Raw genomic sequence first — 16,776 nt, 5'->3', positions numbered from 1 at the left:
AGCAGTCTGTGGAGATGTTGAGAGGTCACGGTGGGTTGGGGTGCGGACACGGCAGACTGGTAGGCGTGACTGATTCGTACCGGATTCGCGGTGGGCTGGCCGAGCAGGTTGGCGTGTCCCGCGCCGGGAGCAGTGCTGGGGCGACGCTTTCCACGGGGGCGTTGCGGCCCATCGAGCTGGCCGCGTCGGCCGTGCTGGGCGGGGCGACGGTGGGGCTGGTGACGCTCGGGGCGCTGGTGCCGTTCGCCGCGGCACTGCAACTGGTGGCGGCGGTGCCCATGGGGCTGCTGGCGCATCGGCACCGGTTCCGGGCGCAGCTGGCGACCACCATCGCGGGGGCGCTGGTGACATTCGTCGCGGCGGGGCTGCTGCCCGCCGAGAACCTGGTCGGCGTCGCGGTGATCGGTGGGATAATCGGCACTGTCAAGCGCAGGCGAGGCGGTCTGCCCGCGGTGGTGGCGCTGTCGGCGGTGGCCGGATCCGTGATGGCCGCCCTGACGGTCGGCATGCTGCTGGTTTTCGCCCAGTCGCGGCACCTGCTGTTCGACAGCATCCGCAACTCCGCGGAAGGCATCGAAAACCTGGCGGCGCGCCAGTCTTCGCTGGAGCCGCTGGGTCGTGCCGTGTCCGACTACACCGACACCGTCCTGCACTGGTGGTGGGCCTTCGTGGGCGGCGGCATCATCGCCGCCATGGTGGCCAGCGGAGTCTTCTCCTGGTTCGTGCTCGGGCGGGTGCTGGATCGCTTGTCCTGGCTGCCGGGCCGCGACAGCCTGCTGGACGCGCCCGCGGATCCGCGTCCGGTCGCGCCGCTGCCGGTCACGTTGCGGGAGGTCGCGTTCCGATACGGGGGAGCGCGCACCGATGCCCTGCACAATATCGATCTGACCGTCGACGTCGGCGAATTCGTGGCGGTGGTCGGCCACAACGGGTCCGGAAAATCCACGCTCACCAGGATTCTCGCGGGTCGCCCACCGACCGCGGGCACGGTCACCCGGCTGGGCTCGGCCGGTCTGGGCGTGCGTGGCGGCACCGCCATGGTGCTGCAGCGACCGGAAAGCCAGACGTTGGGCGTGCTCGTCGCGGATGACGTGGTGTGGGGCCTGCCCACCGCCGATGCCGCGGCCGTCGATATCGACGGATTGCTGTCCGAGGTCGGCCTGGCCGGTATGGGCGGCCGCGAAACCTCGACCCTGTCGGGTGGCCAGCAGCAGCGGCTCGCGGTGGCCGCCGCCCTGGCCCGGCAGCCCACGCTGCTCATCGCCGACGAGGCGACCTCGATGATCGACCCCGAGGGTCGTCGTGACCTGGTCGCATTGCTGGCCGACCTGCCGCGCCGGCATCCGATGGCCGTGGTCCTGGTGACCCATCACGAGGCGGACGCGGCTGCCGCGGACCGGGTGGTCCATCTGGAACAGGGCCGCTCGGTCGGCCATCTGCCCGCCTGGCCGCGCCCCGTTCGCGATCCACGCCGCCGGCCCATGGGCGACACCGTCCTCGAATTGCAGGGCGTCGGCCACACCTACAACCGCGGCACCCCCTGGGAAGCGCCCGCCCTGCACGACATCGACCTGAGCGTCCGCCGCGGCGAAGCCCTGCTCATCGTGGGCGGCAACGGTTCCGGCAAGTCGACGCTGGCCTGGATCATGGCCGGGCTGACCATGCCCACCGCCGGCACCTGCGTGCTGCGCGAACCCATGGGTACCACCCGCCCGGTGCACAAGCGGATCGGCGCCGTGCAGCTGGCCTTCCAGCATTCCCGCCTGCAACTGCAGCGCCAGGACGTCGGCACCGAGATCGAGGACTGGGGTGGCCGCGGCAGTTACGCCGTCGCGCGTGCCCTCGACGCCGTGGGGCTGGACCGGGCGCTGGCCTCGCGCTCGGTCGAGGAGCTCAGTGGCGGGCAGGCCAAGCGGGTGGTGCTGGCGGCGATCGTTGCGAGCCACCCCCAGGTGGTGGTGCTCGACGAGCCGCTGGCCGGACTCGATCCGGAGGGCCGCGCCGGCGTGGTGGAACTACTTGCCCGGCTCCGGGATTCGGGTCTGACCCTCATCGTCATCTCGCACGACGTGTCCGACATGGCCGCGGTGTGCGACCGCACCGTCCACCTGCGCGACGGCCGCCTCGTCGAGAACGGTTCCGCCGCAGTGCACGACAACCGGATTCAGGATTTCACCGGAGGTGTCCGATGAGCAGCGTCGTCCTCCGCGAGGTCCCCGTCGACAGCCCCGTGCATCGACTCTGGGCCGGTACCAAGATGATCGGCGTCTTCGCCGTCAGCGTATTGCTCATGTTCATCCCGTCCTGGGCGCTGCTTGGTGTCGCGACGCTGTTCCTGGTGGCGGTGTTCCTGCTGGCGAAGCTGCCGCTGGGCACGCTGCCCCGTCTCCCGTGGTGGATGTGGGCGGGCGTGCTGATCGGGGCGGCCATCAACGCGCCCGTCGGCGCGTCGGCGCTGCTGCGGTACGCGCAGGTGATCCTGTTCGGCTTCCTGCTGCTGGGTGCGTCGTTCCTGGTCGCCTGGACCACGCCGATGGGTGAGGTGGCACCCGCGCTGGCCAGATTGGGTGCGCCGCTGAAACGCATCAGCTGGACACGCCATGGGGTCCGGCACTCGATTCCGGTGGACGAGTGGGCGGTGGTGGTCGCGCTGACCCTGCGCGGCCTGCCGCTGCTGCTGGAGGAGATGCGCATCCTGCGCGCGGCTCGAAAACTGCGGCCCAAGGATTCGCTGCTGCATCGCGCGTCGGAGAACCCGCTGGTCGACATTCTGACCGCGAGCATGGCGGTCTCCAGCCGGCGCGCGGGCGAACTCGGCGAGGCCATCACCACCCGCGGCGGCACCGGCGAGCTGACCGCCCGCCCGGGATCGCCGGGGCGCGCGGACGTGGTGGCGCTGCTGGTGGTGGCTTTGGTGTGCGCCTTGGGAATCGGCGTCGAACTGCTTTTTTAGCAACACTCGAGCCGAAAATAATTCGGGGTGTCGGTGCCGCGCGCTACCGTGTCTGCCAGTAGAACGCGTTGCCGATGCAGCACGGGCTCACAGTCGCAAAGGGGGAATTCTTTCAACTGAGCCGTGTGTTGCCACAAACACCTGATCAAGATTGGAAGACCATGATGCTGCGCAAGATCACCGCTATCGCCGCGCCGGTTGTCACGGCAGTCGCCATCGCCGGAGCCGGTGTGGCACACGCGGATTCGACGGTTCCCGACATCGGCTACCAGACCCAGCTGGTCGGCAATGCCGTTGTCACCACCCTCACCAACGGCAGCTTCGAGCTGGCCGGGCGAGCGGTGAACATCAAGGACTCGGCGGGGGCGACCGTCCTCAGCTTGCCGCTGGCCTTCGAGCAGGACGGCCTGAGCTTCCCGGTGCCGGGCACCGTCAGCGATGACGGCGCCACCCTGTCCCTGACCGCGGTCAAGGATGTCGCCGCGGCCACTCCGGTACTGCACCCGGTGGCCTCGACGAACGAGAACCAGCACGCCCTGGAGGCGTTCAGCACCCAGTTCGGCATCGGCACGGCCATCGGCAGTTTCCTGGGCCTGGCGGTGGGCGCGGCGGTCGGCGCGATCGGATTCCTCGGTGGCGCTTTCGGTTTGGCGACCGTACCGGTCGCCGCGGCGGTCGGCGCGGTCATCGGCACCCTGGTGGTCGGCGGGCCCGCCCTGCTCATCGCCGGCATCGACCTGATCAACACGCTGAACGCGGCGCCCGGCACCACCAAGTGGGCCCAGCCCGGCGACCAGTAACGCCCCGGCGCGGGTGCACCGCCGCTGCGGACGATCGTCAGCGCACGGTGCACCCGGCGTCCACCGGGTCGCCATTGAAGCGGTCCGACAGAAAGTTCATGGCCCCCAAAGCTTCTCCGGCAGCGGCCGGATTGTGGCCCGGTATCGCCGAGTGCACGGCGGTGAGGTTCGCGCCCAGCGCGCAGTAGCGGTCCACCAGGGCGCTGAAGCCCGCCGACGGAATCACGTCGTCGTTGTTGCTGTGGTACAGGTACAGCGGCACGTCGGGCGCCCAGCCGCCCAGCTCCTGATGGCTGGTGGCGGCCCGGAAGGCTTGGCTGTCAAGGATGTCCGGGACGCTCGAGTAGTCGTCGACGTGCCCGAAGAAGTGGCGGGCCACCAGATCGCCGCCGCAGGAGGTCGCCTCCTGCGCCAGCAGCGCCCGGCCGCTGTCATTGAGCGTGTCCGCCAGTCCGGAGCCGGAATCGTTGCGCGCCAGGGCGAGCAGGATCAGCACCGCGAGCCCGGCCTGATAGCCGCCGTCCACGCCGCGCGCGATGGCGGGGATGTCGGCGGGCACGCCACCGGAGGTCACGCCCGCGAACCAGATCTCGGGCGCGTAGCTCGCCCGCAGCTGCATGGCCCACAGGGTGGCGAAGGCGCCGCCCGAGTAGCCCCAGGCTCCGAGCGGGCTGGCGTCCGTGATACCCAGTGGTGCAAAGGATTTGGCGGCGCGCACGCCGTCCAGCACGGCCCGGCCGGAGTTCACGCCGTCGAAGAATCGGGACTGCGGGCCCTCGTAGTCCGACACCACCACCGCCCAGCCGCGGCGGAACGCCTCGGCCAGGAAGGGCACGTCCAGCAGGGTGGTGGCAATGGAGAAGTCGCGCCCGCCGCGCAGCGCGAACGATGGGGCGCAACGGGTTCCGAGGCTGTCCTCGGCGATCTGATACGACAGCAGCGGGCGATCGCCGGGACCGGTCCAGGGCATGAGCGGCGTCATGACGGTGGCCACGTCGGCGGCGGCTTCCCCGGTGGAATCGGTGGTGCGGTACTGCACCTGCCAGCCCGCCACCGGGAGCGGCAGCCCGAAGACGGCGATGGGCCGGGAGTTGAGGATTGCCCCGTTTGCGAACTCTCCCAGGTTGATCGGCGCCGCGTAGAACGGATCATTGTCGGGATAGGGGACGTCGGCGCGAGTGCCCGGCACCGCGACCGCCGCCGCCACCAGGGTCACCGCGCCGATCAGCCCGGCGCGCCACCAGCGCCGAACCTTGTGTGAGCGCACCGTGAATCCGCGCGTGCGTACCCCGAACCATGCGCCGTCCCGCCGCATAACGCCTCCAGCGTCGAACCATCCGACGCTCCGGACATCACGGACCCGCTGTTCGCGCCGACAAGAATTCCGGCGCATCGGAGAATCAAAATTACGTCGGGCCGGTCCTCGCGGTCAACGCGTCTCCGCGCGTCGTAACTACGGCGTTGCGCGGCTTCTTGTACGAAAAGATATATCCAGCTTGGTATCCAGATCTTTGCGACTGGCTCTACCGGTTGCATGCCAGTTGCCGCCATGCTCGGTCAATGTTGTTGCGCCGCCTCATCGCCCTGTATGTCGGACTCTGGTTGTACGGCTTCTCCATGGCCGTGATGATCCGCGCCGCGCTCGGCCTGGATCCGTGGGATGTGTTCCACCAGGGCGTGGCCGATCAGGTGCCGCTGAGTTTCGGTACGGTCGTGGCGATTACGGGCGCGGCGGTACTGCTGGCCTGGATTCCCCTGCGGCAGTGGCCGGGTCTGGGCACGGTCAGCAATGTCGTGGTGATCGGCGTCTCGGTGGATGCGGGGCTGTGGTTGCTGCCGGAGTTGCACGCGTTGCCGATCCGGATCGCGGCCATGGGTGCGGCGGTGGTGCTCAATGCGATTGCGACAGTGCTCTATATCGGCGCGGGCATGGGGCCGGGTCCGCGTGATGGCCTGATGACTGGCCTGGTTCGGCGCACGGGCAAGCCGGTGTGGGTCATCCGGACAGGGCTGGAGGCGACGGTTTTGTCCGTCGGTTGGATCCTCGGCGGCAGCGTCGGAGTGGGCACGGTCGTGTACGCGTTCGCCATCGGACCGCTGATCCAGCTGATGATCCCGTTCGTGGACCGGTTCCTGCCGGGCTTCCATTCCGCGGAACCGGCCGGTTCGCCCGCTGCGGAGACCGAGCCGATGGCCGCCTGACCATCCGGGGTTGACGGGCTAACGGCGTTAGCCTAACGTTGTGGCTAACAACGTTAGCCCCAGTTAGAAGCCTCGGAGGGTCCGATGACCACCATCGCCGCCAACCTGCCGGCCACCACCGATCACCGCCTCCCGGCCCTCGTCCGCAAGGCCGGATGGATCACCTGGACCGTCTTCCTCGCCGCCTTCGCCATCCTCGAGGGCGTCAACCACGGCACCGGCTCCTGGCTGGCCCTGACGGCCGGCCTCATCGCCCCCGACCTCACATTCTTCGCCGCCATCGGCGCGAAAGACCCTGTGCAGCAGGGCCAATTGCCCCGCCGGGCCGTCCCCTTCTACAACACCGCCCACCGCACCTGGATCCCCCTGGCCCTGGCCGTCGCGTACACCTCTGCGCCCCTCCAGATCCCGGCCCTGTTCACCTTCCTGCTGGCCTGGATGCTGCACATCGGCATCGACCGCATCGCCGGCTACGGCCTCCGCACCGCGGACGGATTCCTCCGTGCCTGACCCGACCGGACCACTCACCGAGCGGCAGCGGCAGATCGCCGCCGCCGCTCGCACCCTCTTGGACACCCAGGGCCCCGAGGCCTTGACCATGCGAAACGTCGCCGAGGCCTTGGGCATCAAAGCCCCCTCCCTCTACAAGCACGTCCCCGACAAGACCGCCCTCGAAACCCTGGTAGTGGCACAGGCTTTCACCGAGGTGGCGCAGGCTCTGGAAACCGCCTCCGCCCAGGGCCTCCCGGGCGTGGCCCAGGCCTACCGCGACTACACCCTGGCCCACCCGCACGTATACCGCCTCATGAACTACCGCCCACTCCGCCGCGACCTACTCCCGCCCGACCTGGAAGAGCGCACGGCACAACCACTCGTCACGGCCGTCGGCGGCGACCCGGCCCGAGCCCGCGCCCTCTGGGCCTTCGCCCATGGCATGGTGAGCCTCGAAATCGACGGCCGCTTCCCCAGCAACGCCGACCTAGCGGCCGCCTGGCAATCCGGCCTCGCCGCCTTCGGCGAGTAGCGGCCGATCCGCGCAATGAGCGCCTCAGCGCACGTTGCAGCCGGGGGACATCGGTTTGCCGGCGAAGCGGTCGGACAGGAAGTTCATGGCTCCCAGGGATTCCACGACGGCCGCGGGGTTGTGGCCGGGGATCTGCGAGTGGATGGCGGTCAGGTTTGCGCCGAGGGAGCAGTAGCGGTCGACGAGGGCGCTGAAGCCTCCCGCCGGGATCACGTCGTCGGCATTGCTGTGGTAGAGGTACAGCGGGGTATCGGGGGCCTGGGCGCCCAGTTCCTGACGGATGGCGGCGGCCTTGAATGCTTGGCTGCCGATGAGATTCGGTGCGGCCGAGTATTCGTCGAGGTGCCGCATGGCGTGGTGGACCACCAGGTCGCCGGCGCACGAGCTGGCCTCTCGGGCCATTAGCGTGCGGCCGTTGTCATTGAGTATCTTGGCCAGTCCGGTGCCGGAATCGTTGCGCGCCAGGGCGATCAGGATGAGGACGGCGAGCCCGGCCTGGAAGCCGCCGTCCACCCCGCGCATCATGGAGGGGATGTCCACGGGCACGCCGCCGGAGGTCACGCCCGCGAACCGGAGCTCGGGTGCGTAGCTCGACCGCAGCTGCATGGCCCACAGGGTGGCGAAGGCGCCGCCCGAGTAGCCCCACGCGCCGAGTGCACTGTTGGTGGTGATGCCGAGCGGGGCAAAGGATTTGGCGGCCCGCACGCCGTCCAGCACGGCCCGGCCGGAGTTGATGCCGTCGAAGAAACGGGACTGCGGGCCCTGGTAGTCGGATACCACCACCGCCCAGCCGCGCCACAGCGCCTGCGCCAGGAACGGGACATCCAGCAGTGTGGTGATGATGGAGAAGCCGCGTCCGCCGCGCAGCGCGAACGATGGCGCGCACCGCGTTCCGAGACTGTCCTCGGCGACCTGGAACGCCAGCAGCGGGCGATCACCCGGCCCGTTCCACGGGGTATCGGGCTTCAAGACCGTGGCCATATCGGCGGCGGCCTCACCGCTGGAGCCGGTGGTTCGGTATTGGACCTGCCAGCCCGTTACCGGAAGCGACTGCCCGAACACCGAGATCGGCCGGGAGTTGAGAATCGACCCGTTCGCGAATTGTCCGAGGTTGGCAGGCGCCGCATAGAACGGATCGTTGTCGGGGAAGGGGATATCGGCGCGGGCGCTGGGCACCGCGATTGCCGTCGCCAGCAGTGTGACTGCGCCGATCAGTCCGGCGCGCCACCAGTATCGGATTGTTCGCGATAATTTGGTCGATCTATTCGTGCGTTTCCCGAACCGTGCGGCATCGAGCTTCAAAACGCCTCCAGTGTGTATCGGCCGACGCTCCAGATACCACGGACCACTGCGTGCGCCGCCAAGAATTCCGGCGCATGGGAGAACAAACTATGTGGCCTGGTACGCGCGGTCAACGATGACTCGCGCGTGGAGACCAAGGTGTTGTGCGGAGTCCAGCGCTCCGGCCCCCGATGCCCTCGGCTACCCTTCGGTCCGGCCCGGCCGAGGGCCGGTTGTCATCCGCAGATCCAGCTACTACGAAAGGTTGGTCTCACATGAGGTTGATCAGTGCGCGGTACGCAGGCGTGATTGCAGTGACGATTGCCGGATTCGCCGCCGGTGCGGCGCTGTCCGGTGCGGGAGTGGCGGGCGCCGATCCGATGAGCGATCTCGAACCGCTGCTGAGCTCGAGTTGCTCGTTCGACCAGATCGACGCCGCCTTCCATCAGGTGGAACCCGAGATCGCTGCGCAGCTCGATGCCGTACCCGCGCGCAAGGCCGCGTTCCGGATGGCCTACGACCAGCCGATGTGGCAGCGGCGCCTCGCCTTCCAGGCCCTGCTCGTCGAACAGCAGCAGACGGGCGCGCCCACCGACATCAACTCGGACTTCGGTCCGCACCTGCGCCAGGTCACCGACAGTTGCCACCGGTACTGACCAACGGGTTGCCCTTCTGATTCTCATTGAGCGGTGAAGCCGAGGAATCGGGAAGGTTCGGTGCTGGTGGCAGGCGGCCGCAGCAGATCAATCGGTGTCCGCTGCCAGCACCGTATTCCCTACCACGGTTGAGATGACTTGGTGGGCAAGGAATTTCGCGTCTACCGGTTACTGGTCAGCCTCGGATCGGGGTGAAGGTGTAGTCGGTGAGTCGGAGGGTGCCGGTGCGGCGGCGGTAGCTGCGGGTGGTGCCGGGCCAGTTGTTGGTGATGCGGCCGGAGGGCGTCCGATACCAGCTGGTGCAGAAGTTCCACGGGGTGCGGGCCAGGCGCTGCTGCAGGGCGTCGTTGAAGGCCAGTTCGACTTCGGGTCGGACTTCCAGATAGGTGCGCGGTCGTTCGGCGAGGAGTTGCAGGGCGCGGCGGATGTAGTGGGCCTGGGATTCGATCATGTAGATGATGGATCCGACGGCGAGGTTGGTATTGGGGCCGTAGACCATGAACATATTGGGGAATTCGGGGACCGTGAGGCCCAGGTAGGCGTGGGCGCCGCCGTCCCACACGTCGCTCAGGTTGCGGCCGCCGCGGCCCCGGATCTTCATGGGCCACAGGAATTCCGTGCCCTTGAAGCCGGTGCCGTAGATGATGACATCGGCCTCGTGCAGCACGCCGTCGGCGGTGTGGACACCCTCGGGGACGATCTCGCTGATGGCGGCGGTCTCCACGTGCACATTGGGCTGGGTGAGGGCCGGGAAGTAGTCGTTGGAGAACAGTCCGCGCTTGCAGCCGATGGGGTAGTCGGGGGTGAGCTTGGCGCGCAGCTCCGGATCGGCGACCTTCACCTCCAGATGCTTCTCCGCGATCCGCGCGACCGCGCGCACGATGCCGGGGAACTCGACCAGCCCCAGCGATATGAACTCGGCGAGCAGCCACCACGAAAGGCGTTCGGCCTTCGGCATTCCCGGAATCGAGATGAGGATCCGCTGATGCACCGGCTTGTAGTCGGTGTCGAACTTGGGCAGCACCCAGGCGGCGGTGCGCTGGAAGACGGTCAGATGAGCGGCCCGCGGCTGGATCTCGGGAATGTACTGGATCGCGCTGGCCCCGGTCCCGATGCAGGCCACCCGTTTGCCGGCCAGTTCGACCCCGTGATCCCACCGCGCCGAATGGAAGGATTCCCCGCCGAACACCTCGATGCCCGGAATCGGCGGCATGGCCGGGCGCGACAGCTGCCCGACGGCCGGGACCAGCACATCCGCGCTGCGCGTCACGCCGTCGGCGGTGCGCACCGTCCACTGCCCGGTCGTCTCGTCGAACTCCGCCTCGGTGACCTCGGTCCCGAACACGATGTGGTCCAGCAGCCGATGCCGCTCGGCGATCCCGTGCATGTACGCCCAGATGTCCTCGCGCGTCGAATACCGCTGCCGCCACTTCGGTCTGGGCTCGTGCGCGAACGAGTACAGCGGCGACGGCACATCGCAGGCCGCCCCGGGGTAGGTGTTCTCCCGCCACACCCCGCCCAGGTCGGCCGCCTTCTCCAGGATGGTGAACTCGCGGAAGCCATTGCGCTGCAACTCGATCGCCATGCCGAGCCCGCCGAATCCGGCGCCGATGATGATGACGGACGGCATTGTGGTGCTCCTCACATCGAAGACTCTTCTCACTGTAGGAGCGAGCGTTCGATTTGGTGGGCGACCGGATCGAGAATTTCGGCCATAATCAGGCTATGGGCACGGTGCAGGAGGCGGGGATTCGCGACTGGAATTTCCCGCGCGGCGTGGCGAGTGTCGCCCTCATGGTCGGATTCGCCCGCGAGCACGGGGTCCCGGCCGCCCGCATGCTGCAGGGCAGCGGGTTGAACGAGAAGCAGCTGGCCAATCCGGACGAGCAGATCGACGCGCACACCGAACTGGCGGTGATCCGGAACCTGGTGCGCGAACTGGGTGCCCGCCCCGATCTCGGGCTGGAGGTGGGCCGGCGGTACCGCATCACCACCTTCGGCATCTTCGGCTTCGCCTGCGTCAGCAGTCCCACCCTCGGTGAGGCCATCTCCCTCGCCCTGCGCTACCTGGAGCTCAGCTTCACCTTCTGTATTCCGGCGGCCCGCTGGCGGCCGGGTGAATTCGTGGCCCGCATCCACGACGAGCGGGTGCCCGCCGACGTCCGCCGCTTCCTGGTGGAACGCGACGTCACCGCCATGTTCCAGATGCTGTCGGACCTGATGGGTCACCGCGTCGAACTGCTGCGCGCCGACTTCGATTTCGAGCCACCGCCCGACCTCCGCCTCTACACCGAAATCTACGGGCTGACACCGAATTTCGAGGCCGAGCACAACGTGTTCAGCATGGATCCGGCGATCCTGGAGCAGCCGCTGCCGCAGGCCAACGAGCACACCTGGGCCATGTGCCTGGCGCAGTGCACCGAACTGGTCTCCCGCCGCCGCGCCCGCACCGGCATCGCCGCCGAGGTGCGGGAGCTACTGGTGCCGCGCTGCGGCCTGGACGGTTTCGCGGTGCCGCCCGGAATCGATTCGGTGGCAAGGGATCTCAATATGAGCACCCGCACCCTGCGCCGCCACCTGGACGCCGCGGGCACCAGCTACCGGCAGCTGCTGGACGAGGTGCGGCGCGCTTTGGCCGAGGAAATGCTCACGGCCACACCGCTGTCGGTGAGCGATGTGGCGATCCGGCTCGGCTACGCGGAGGCGTCCACCTTCATTCACGCCTTCAAACGCTGGACCGGCACCACGCCCTCGGCCTACCGGCGCGGCGCGCTCACTCCGTCGGTTCGCTGAGCCAGCCGCCCATGGCGATGGGCCGGAACATCGACAGCAGCCGGCCGTCGGTAATGGAGTGGAAGATCATCGACGGGTCGGGCGCGAAGTCGATCGGCACGTGTCCCGGTGCGGCCGTTTCCCATTCGCAGCCGATGGTGGAGGAGACACTCGGCGCCACGATCAGCGGCTTGCCCGCGAACTGGGTCATGAGCCCGGCGTGCACGTGGCCGGTGAGGACGGCGGCGATGCGGTCGTCGCCCGCCACGATCTCGGCCAGGCGCTCCGGATTGGTGAGCCGGATGGGATCCACGACGGTGGACTGCACCGGCACCGGCGGATGATGCATGGCCACCAGCACCACCTCATCGTCGGGGGCGGCCGCCAGGACCTCGGTGAGGAATTCGTAGGTCTCGTCCTCGAGCAGGCCCTCCGGTTTGCCGGGGATGCTGGAGTCCAGCAGGGCCAGGGTCACGCCGTCGATCCGGTAGGACTGGTTGATGGGTCCGGTGCCCGAGGAGGCGGGGAAGAGCACGCTGCGCATATTGGCGCGGTCGTCGTGATTGCCGGGCAGGATCAGCACGGGCAGATCGGCGGTCAGGGCCGCGCGCGCCTGCTGGTACTCCTCCACATCGCCTTCGTCGGCGATGTCCCCGGTGACGATGATGACGTCGGGTCGCTGCGGCAGCTCGGCGAGAAAGGCCATCACCCGTTCGGCGCGTTCGACATTGCGGGCGCCCATATTGAAATGGGTGTCACTGAGCTGAGCCAGCAGAACCATCGGCGTTCGCTTTCTGTGAAGGGCAGCATCATTGCGCCCGGCTGTGCCGCCGCACCGCGGTCACCCCAATCAGGCTAAATGACCTGCCCTGATGCGGTCTCGGTGAGACCCGCCACCCAATATAGCGAAGTCGTATCAGTAGCCGGTCGATGTGGTGCGGGTCATGAGTTCGCCTGCGCTGCTCAACAGTTGCCGCGGATCGGTGGTGACCGGGGTGTCGCCGATCCGCCAGAAGTCGGCGCCCGGCTCGGCCTCCAGTTCGAGTGTGCCGGTGGGGCGCCAGGACGCGTCCAGGGTCAGACGCCACGAATGCAGATGGGTGCGGGGAAATGCGCCGGACCGGTCGAACAGCGGGTCGCCGACGATGGGATGACCGATCCAGGCCAGGTGCACGCGAATTTGATGCCGCCGCCCGGTGATCGGGCGCAGTACCAGCACGGTATGGGAATCGGTGCGGGCCAGGGTGGTGAATTCGGTGACCGACGGATAGCTCTTGCCCGCCGCCACGTCCTGCTCGTCGACCAGCCAGGTGTCGCCCGCGCGGTGAATGCTCTCGCGGGGCGCGGCGATTCGCACCCGATTCTTGCGGCCCACACTCAGCGGCAGGTCGATGACGCCGTGGTCGGGCAGGCCCGTGGAGGCGGTGACGGCCAGGTACGTCTTCTCCGCGGTGCGCTTGTTGAACTGCCGGGTGAGCTGCCCGTGCGCGGGCAGGTCCTTGGCCAGCAGGACGAGACCCGAGGTGACCTTGTCGATCCGGTGCACCGGATACAGCGTCTCGCCCTGCGCCGCGGCCATTTCCACGATGTCGGTGTCGTGGCGTTCGCCCGTCACCGAGATCCCGGCCGGCTTGTTCAGAGCCAGGACCGCCTCGTCCTCGAGGATCAGGCACTCGGTGCGCAGTTCGGGCCACGATGTTTCCACGCGGACCAGCGTAATGAGGCGCTGCGCGGCCCTGTGCCACGAGGCGTCAGGCGACGGCTCGCTCCAGCTCGGCCAGGCCGTTCTCCAGGTGGTCGGTCATGCGATCGAGATCCGGCACGGTGCGGCGGCAGCCGACCAGGCCGAAATCCAGATTGTCGCCATTGGTGGTCAGCGTGATGTTCATGGCCTGCGATTCGAACGGAATCGACAGCGGGTAATTGGCGTCCAGGCGCGCACCCTGCATATAGACCGGTTTGCGCGGCCCGGGCACATTCGAGATCACCAGGTTGAACGGCATGCGCGGCAGTGCTTCGAAGCCAGGTAGTAGCGACACCCCGAACGGCGTCATCAGCGCGGCCGACAGCAGCATGGCCTCCAGCTTCGGCAATTGCGTGAACACCCGTTTGGCGTCGCGCATGGAGGTGCTGATGGTTTCCAGCCGGACCGCCGGATCCTCGATGTGGGTGCCGAGGTTGGTCAGGCAGGCCGCCACCAGATTGCCCTCGGAGGTATCGGATTCGGCGGCGCTGCGAATGTTGACCGGCACCATGGCGATCAGTGGCTCGTCCGGCAGTGCGTCACGCTCGAGCAGATAGGCGCGCAGCGCGGCGGCGCTCATGGCCAGCACGATGTCGTTGACGGTGGCCCCGGTGGCCAGCCGGACGGCATTGATCCGCTCCAGCGGCCAGGATCGCACCGCGATGCGCCGGGCCCCGCCGATGGAGGTGTTGAGCACGGTGCGCGGGGCGGTCATGGGCAGGGTGAGCCGCCCGTCGATGGCGCCCCGCAACGGCGCGGCGATCGATCCGGTGGCGCGCAGGATCCGCGGCACCGCCCGGCGCAACTGCGTCCAGGGGCTTTCGGTTTCGGGGCTGTCGTCGCGCGGCACCGGCGCCGTGCCCCACGGGACGGTGAGCCGGCTGTCGAACGGGTCGTCGGTGAGGGTGCGCTGCAGCAGCCGCATGGCCGAGACGCCGTCGATGAGAGCGTGGTGCATCTTCACGTAGACCGCGAAGCGGCCGTCGGACAGGCCCTCGATGAGCCGGGCCTCCCACAGTGGGCGGTGCCGGTCCAGCAGGATGCCGTGCAGGCGCTCGGTGAGGTCCAGCAGATCACCCATGCCGCCGGGCGCCGGCAGCGCGGAACGCCGCAGGTGGTAACCCAGATCCACGGTCTCTGCGTGGGACCAGGCGAGGCTGGAGAAGCCGCCCAGCAGCCGACTCGGTTTGCGCCGGAATCGGGTGCGGACATCGGTTTTCGCGGCCATCGCCTCGAAGAGTTCGTGGGTGAACTCGGGGCCCGCGTCGACGGGCGGTTCGAACAGCTGCAGACCGCCCACGTGCATGGGATGCTCGCGGGATTCGATGGCCAGGAAGATCGCGTCGAGAGGGTTGAGCAGGTCCATGGGAGCCGCCTTAGCCGGGTGGGGCACAACTGCCCGGAGCGGATACGGTGCGGCGACGCTGCCCCCCGCTGCGTTAACGGTTAATCAGGCTATCACTCTATATGATTCAGCCCACATCGACCTGTTGGCGCAAACTCCCAGCTCTGCACGGCGTGTCCGCTATCGCGGCGCGAGTTCGGCCGCCCGCCACGGGACTTCCCGCTCGGTGTCGGCTCGCGACGCGAAGGTCATGGCGACGATCGTGCGGCGGCCGTGCGCGAAGGGGTGTACCCGGTGCAGGGTGGTGTCGGCGCGCATCAGGTAGAGGTCGCCGGGCTGTATTTCCCACGAGTGGATCGGATTGCGGGTCAGGGTCCGGTAGATGTCGGCGTGGTCCCAGTCGCGGCGGGTGTGCGCCACCGTCTGCACGAAGCCGCCGTCCGCCAGCGGCGGGCACTCCACCACCAGGACGAGGGCGAAAGCGTAGTCGTCCCAATGCCATTGGTCGACCGAGTCGTCGTGGTGCAGGCGGCTGACGCGGTAGCGCTCGGCCTCGGGGCAGGCCAGGACCGGTTCAGCGGCGACCACGGAAAGGCTGTGCCGCAAGGGTTCACAGTCGTAGAGCTGTGGGATGCAGGAGGCGTGGGCGGCCACCTCCTGCTCGGTCAGCTCGACCTGCTGCCGGGCCAGGCCCTCGCCCTCGGGCAGCAGGTCGCCCCACTGTTTGTGATGATCGAGCAGGGTCAGCGCCTCGGCGGCGAGGACCCGTTTGACCCGGTGCGGGAGCAGAAATCCCAGCCGTGCGATTCCGGTCTCCGCCAACCGGTTCCGCGCGTGGTGCAACGCCGAGGGATCCACTCCCCTCAGGTGCCGTAGGGCGATGTCCACCGTGCTGTGAGCCGGCATCGCGCACGTCCCTTCACCCGGCCGTCGCGAACGGCCCACTGCCGAAAAGACCGGGTCGTGACCCGGGCGACCCGGTCTCAATTGTATTCCGTTGCCCGGCAACGACTATGGAATCGGGTTGCCAGTTGATCACGATCTGGAACGGCTGCCGCCGCCCGGACGCGCCGAATCCGCCCGATTTCGCCCGGGCGCCCCCGGCAGCGCGGTAGCTTGATATTCGCTATGGCGGATTACGGGCATGAGCTCCGTTTCGGGATCTTCGTGCCGCCCGAGGCGGCGCGCGGGCGTCTGCTGCTGCGCCTGGTGCGTCACGCCGACGAGTCCGGGCTGGAAGTGCTGGCGGTGCAGGATCATCCGTATCAGCCCGCCTTCCTGGACACCTGGACCCTGCTGTCCTATCTGGCCGGCGTCACCCGCAACCTCACCCTCATGCCCGCGGTCGCGAACCTCCCGCTGCGCCCGCCCGCGGTGCTGGCCCGCAGCGCCGCCAGCCTGGACCTGCTCAGCGGCGGCCGGGTCGAACTGGGCCTGGGCGCCGGCGCGTTCTGGGACGCCATCGAGACCATGGGCGGCACCCGCCGCAGTCCCGGCCAGGCCCTCGCCGCGTTGCGCGAGGCCATCGCGGTCGTTCGCGCGCTGTGGGGTGAGGGTGAACGCTCGCAGCTGGCCGGCCAGTTCTATCCGCTGCGCGGCGCGAAACCCGGTCCGCGCCCGGCCCATCCGATCGGCATCTGGCTCGGCGTCTACGGTCCCCGCGCCCTGCGCCTGACCGGTGAACTGGCCGACGGCTGGCTCGGCAGCGTCGGCTACGCCCCGCCCGCCACCCTGACCGCCATGATGACCGCCATCGACGCCGCCGCGCGCGGGGCGGGTCGCGTCCCGGCCCTGATCCGCCGCGCCTACGTCATCGACCCCACCATGACGCCCGGCCAGCTCACGGAAGTGGCCCTGGCCCACGGCATCAGCGAATTCCTGCTCCCCGTCGACCCCGGCGGCGACCGCGCCACACACCATTTCGCCACCGAGACGGTGCCCGCGGTCCGGTCCGCGGTCGCCTCGGCCCGCGCCGGTCACCCGGTTGTCTAGCCCCGAA

The 16,776-nt window shown here is 68.7% G+C and carries 16 protein-coding genes; 9 read left to right on the top strand and 7 right to left on the bottom strand.

Translation table 11 applies throughout. From position 1 onward, the window contains the following. Positions 1 to 113 precede the first annotated feature (113 nt). The 3 genes from ACFXIV_RS05425 to ACFXIV_RS05415 all read left to right on the top strand — a co-directional run bounded on the left by ACFXIV_RS05425 (position 114) and on the right by ACFXIV_RS05415 (position 3,753). Positions 114 to 2,192: an ATP-binding cassette domain-containing protein gene (locus ACFXIV_RS05425; RefSeq protein ID WP_379398243.1), complete on the top strand. Its 2,079-nt coding sequence runs from the start codon at positions 114 to 116 to the stop codon at positions 2,190 to 2,192. Continuing rightward, complete coding sequence (locus ACFXIV_RS05420; RefSeq protein WP_379397825.1) at positions 2,189 to 2,953, top strand: energy-coupling factor transporter transmembrane component T family protein; 765 nt, start codon at positions 2,189 to 2,191, stop codon at positions 2,951 to 2,953. Before ACFXIV_RS05425 ends, ACFXIV_RS05420 begins: the two co-directional genes overlap by 4 nt. Before the next feature lie 161 nt (positions 2,954 to 3,114). Beyond that, complete coding sequence (locus tag ACFXIV_RS05415) at positions 3,115 to 3,753, top strand: ammonium transporter (RefSeq protein WP_379397823.1); 639 nt, start codon at positions 3,115 to 3,117, stop codon at positions 3,751 to 3,753. Between the two features lie 37 nt (positions 3,754 to 3,790). On the opposite strand, the gene ACFXIV_RS05410 is transcribed toward ACFXIV_RS05415, so the two are convergent. Beyond that, on the bottom strand, positions 3,791 to 5,020 hold the full coding sequence (locus ACFXIV_RS05410) for a lipase family protein (RefSeq protein ID WP_379397821.1): 1,230 nt from the start codon (positions 5,018 to 5,020) through the stop codon (positions 3,791 to 3,793). A gap of 293 nt (positions 5,021 to 5,313) precedes the next feature. Between ACFXIV_RS05410 and ACFXIV_RS05405 the strand changes: the two genes are divergently transcribed. From ACFXIV_RS05405 to ACFXIV_RS05395, 3 genes are all read left to right on the top strand, one after another. After that, complete coding sequence (locus ACFXIV_RS05405) at positions 5,314 to 5,955, top strand: YitT family protein (RefSeq protein ID WP_379397819.1); 642 nt, start codon at positions 5,314 to 5,316, stop codon at positions 5,953 to 5,955. 84 nt (positions 5,956 to 6,039) lie between these two features. Then, on the top strand, positions 6,040 to 6,465 hold the full coding sequence (locus tag ACFXIV_RS05400; RefSeq protein ID WP_379397817.1) for a DUF4260 family protein: 426 nt from the start codon (positions 6,040 to 6,042) through the stop codon (positions 6,463 to 6,465). After that, positions 6,458 to 6,979 (top strand): TetR/AcrR family transcriptional regulator, encoded by a 522-nt coding sequence (locus tag ACFXIV_RS05395; RefSeq protein WP_379397815.1) that lies wholly within the window; start codon positions 6,458 to 6,460, stop codon positions 6,977 to 6,979. Before ACFXIV_RS05400 ends, ACFXIV_RS05395 begins: the two co-directional genes overlap by 8 nt. A gap of 24 nt (positions 6,980 to 7,003) precedes the next feature. Here the strand turns inward: ACFXIV_RS05395 and ACFXIV_RS05390 are convergent, their stop codons facing one another. Then, on the bottom strand, positions 7,004 to 8,155 hold the full coding sequence (locus ACFXIV_RS05390) for a lipase family protein (RefSeq protein ID WP_379397813.1): 1,152 nt from the start codon (positions 8,153 to 8,155) through the stop codon (positions 7,004 to 7,006). Between the two features lie 380 nt (positions 8,156 to 8,535). Here ACFXIV_RS05390 and ACFXIV_RS05385 point away from each other — a divergent pair, with 380 nt between their 5' ends. Beyond that, complete coding sequence (locus ACFXIV_RS05385; RefSeq protein WP_379397811.1) at positions 8,536 to 8,916, top strand: hemophore-related protein; 381 nt, start codon at positions 8,536 to 8,538, stop codon at positions 8,914 to 8,916. A 175-nt stretch (positions 8,917 to 9,091) separates the two neighbouring features. Here the strand turns inward: ACFXIV_RS05385 and ACFXIV_RS05380 are convergent, their stop codons facing one another. Continuing rightward, entirely contained in the window at positions 9,092 to 10,546 is a 1,455-nt protein-coding gene (locus ACFXIV_RS05380; RefSeq protein ID WP_379397809.1) for a flavin-containing monooxygenase, read from the bottom strand. Positions 10,547 to 10,641: 95 nt separating this feature from the next. Here ACFXIV_RS05380 and ACFXIV_RS05375 point away from each other — a divergent pair, with 95 nt between their 5' ends. Further along, positions 10,642 to 11,709, top strand: coding sequence for an AraC family transcriptional regulator (locus ACFXIV_RS05375; RefSeq protein WP_379397807.1), 1,068 nt, complete (start codon positions 10,642 to 10,644; stop codon positions 11,707 to 11,709). On the opposite strand, the gene ACFXIV_RS05370 is transcribed toward ACFXIV_RS05375, so the two are convergent. The 4 genes from ACFXIV_RS05370 to ACFXIV_RS05355 all read right to left on the bottom strand — a co-directional run bounded on the left by ACFXIV_RS05370 (position 11,690) and on the right by ACFXIV_RS05355 (position 15,683). Continuing rightward, entirely contained in the window at positions 11,690 to 12,469 is a 780-nt protein-coding gene (locus tag ACFXIV_RS05370) for a metallophosphoesterase (protein ID WP_379397805.1), read from the bottom strand. The two genes, ACFXIV_RS05375 and ACFXIV_RS05370, sit on opposite strands and share 20 nt — an antisense overlap. Positions 12,470 to 12,604: 135 nt before the next feature. Continuing rightward, the gene (locus tag ACFXIV_RS05365) at positions 12,605 to 13,393 is read right to left on the bottom strand and encodes an RluA family pseudouridine synthase (RefSeq protein ID WP_379397803.1); all 789 of its coding nucleotides are present in this window, start codon (positions 13,391 to 13,393) and stop codon (positions 12,605 to 12,607) included. 46 nt (positions 13,394 to 13,439) lie between these two features. After that, positions 13,440 to 14,798, bottom strand: coding sequence for a wax ester/triacylglycerol synthase family O-acyltransferase (locus ACFXIV_RS05360; RefSeq protein WP_379397801.1), 1,359 nt, complete (start codon positions 14,796 to 14,798; stop codon positions 13,440 to 13,442). Positions 14,799 to 14,957: 159 nt separating this feature from the next. After that, a complete protein-coding gene (locus tag ACFXIV_RS05355) occupies positions 14,958 to 15,683 on the bottom strand; it encodes a hypothetical protein (protein WP_379397799.1) in 726 nt (241 codons plus the stop codon). A 222-nt stretch (positions 15,684 to 15,905) separates the two neighbouring features. Between ACFXIV_RS05355 and ACFXIV_RS05350 the strand changes: the two genes are divergently transcribed. Next, positions 15,906 to 16,769: an LLM class flavin-dependent oxidoreductase gene (locus ACFXIV_RS05350; protein ID WP_379382868.1), complete on the top strand. Its 864-nt coding sequence runs from the start codon at positions 15,906 to 15,908 to the stop codon at positions 16,767 to 16,769. The last annotated feature ends 7 nt before the right edge of the window (positions 16,770 to 16,776 follow it).

It is taken from the genome of Nocardia sp. NPDC059236 (assembly GCF_042754085.1).
Taxonomy (GTDB): Bacteria; Actinomycetota; Actinomycetes; order Mycobacteriales; family Mycobacteriaceae; genus Nocardia.
Note: the sequence above shows the minus strand (reverse complement) of the source record. Positions and strands in the feature narration are given on the sequence as shown.

Excerpts from the sequence above, each read along its gene's own strand:
- ACFXIV_RS05405 (WP_379397819.1), top strand. The coding sequence starts at position 5,314 with ATGTTGTTGCGCCGCCTCATCGCCCTGTATGTCGGACTCTGGTTGTAC.
- ACFXIV_RS05385 (WP_379397811.1), top strand. The coding sequence starts at position 8,536 with ATGAGGTTGATCAGTGCGCGGTACGCAGGCGTGATTGCAGTGACGATT.
- ACFXIV_RS05380 (WP_379397809.1), bottom strand. The coding sequence starts at position 10,546 with ATGCCGTCCGTCATCATCATCGGCGCCGGATTCGGCGGGCTCGGCATG.
- ACFXIV_RS05360 (WP_379397801.1), bottom strand. The coding sequence starts at position 14,798 with ATGGACCTGCTCAACCCTCTCGACGCGATCTTCCTGGCCATCGAATCC.
- ACFXIV_RS05350 (WP_379382868.1), top strand. The coding sequence starts at position 15,906 with ATGGCGGATTACGGGCATGAGCTCCGTTTCGGGATCTTCGTGCCGCCC.
- ACFXIV_RS05375 (WP_379397807.1), top strand. The coding sequence starts at position 10,642 with ATGGGCACGGTGCAGGAGGCGGGGATTCGCGACTGGAATTTCCCGCGC.
- ACFXIV_RS05355 (WP_379397799.1), bottom strand. The coding sequence starts at position 15,683 with ATGCCGGCTCACAGCACGGTGGACATCGCCCTACGGCACCTGAGGGGA.
- ACFXIV_RS05420 (WP_379397825.1), top strand. The coding sequence starts at position 2,189 with ATGAGCAGCGTCGTCCTCCGCGAGGTCCCCGTCGACAGCCCCGTGCAT.
- ACFXIV_RS05415 (WP_379397823.1), top strand. The coding sequence starts at position 3,115 with ATGATGCTGCGCAAGATCACCGCTATCGCCGCGCCGGTTGTCACGGCA.
- ACFXIV_RS05370 (WP_379397805.1), bottom strand. The coding sequence starts at position 12,469 with ATGGTTCTGCTGGCTCAGCTCAGTGACACCCATTTCAATATGGGCGCC.
- ACFXIV_RS05400 (WP_379397817.1), top strand. The coding sequence starts at position 6,040 with ATGACCACCATCGCCGCCAACCTGCCGGCCACCACCGATCACCGCCTC.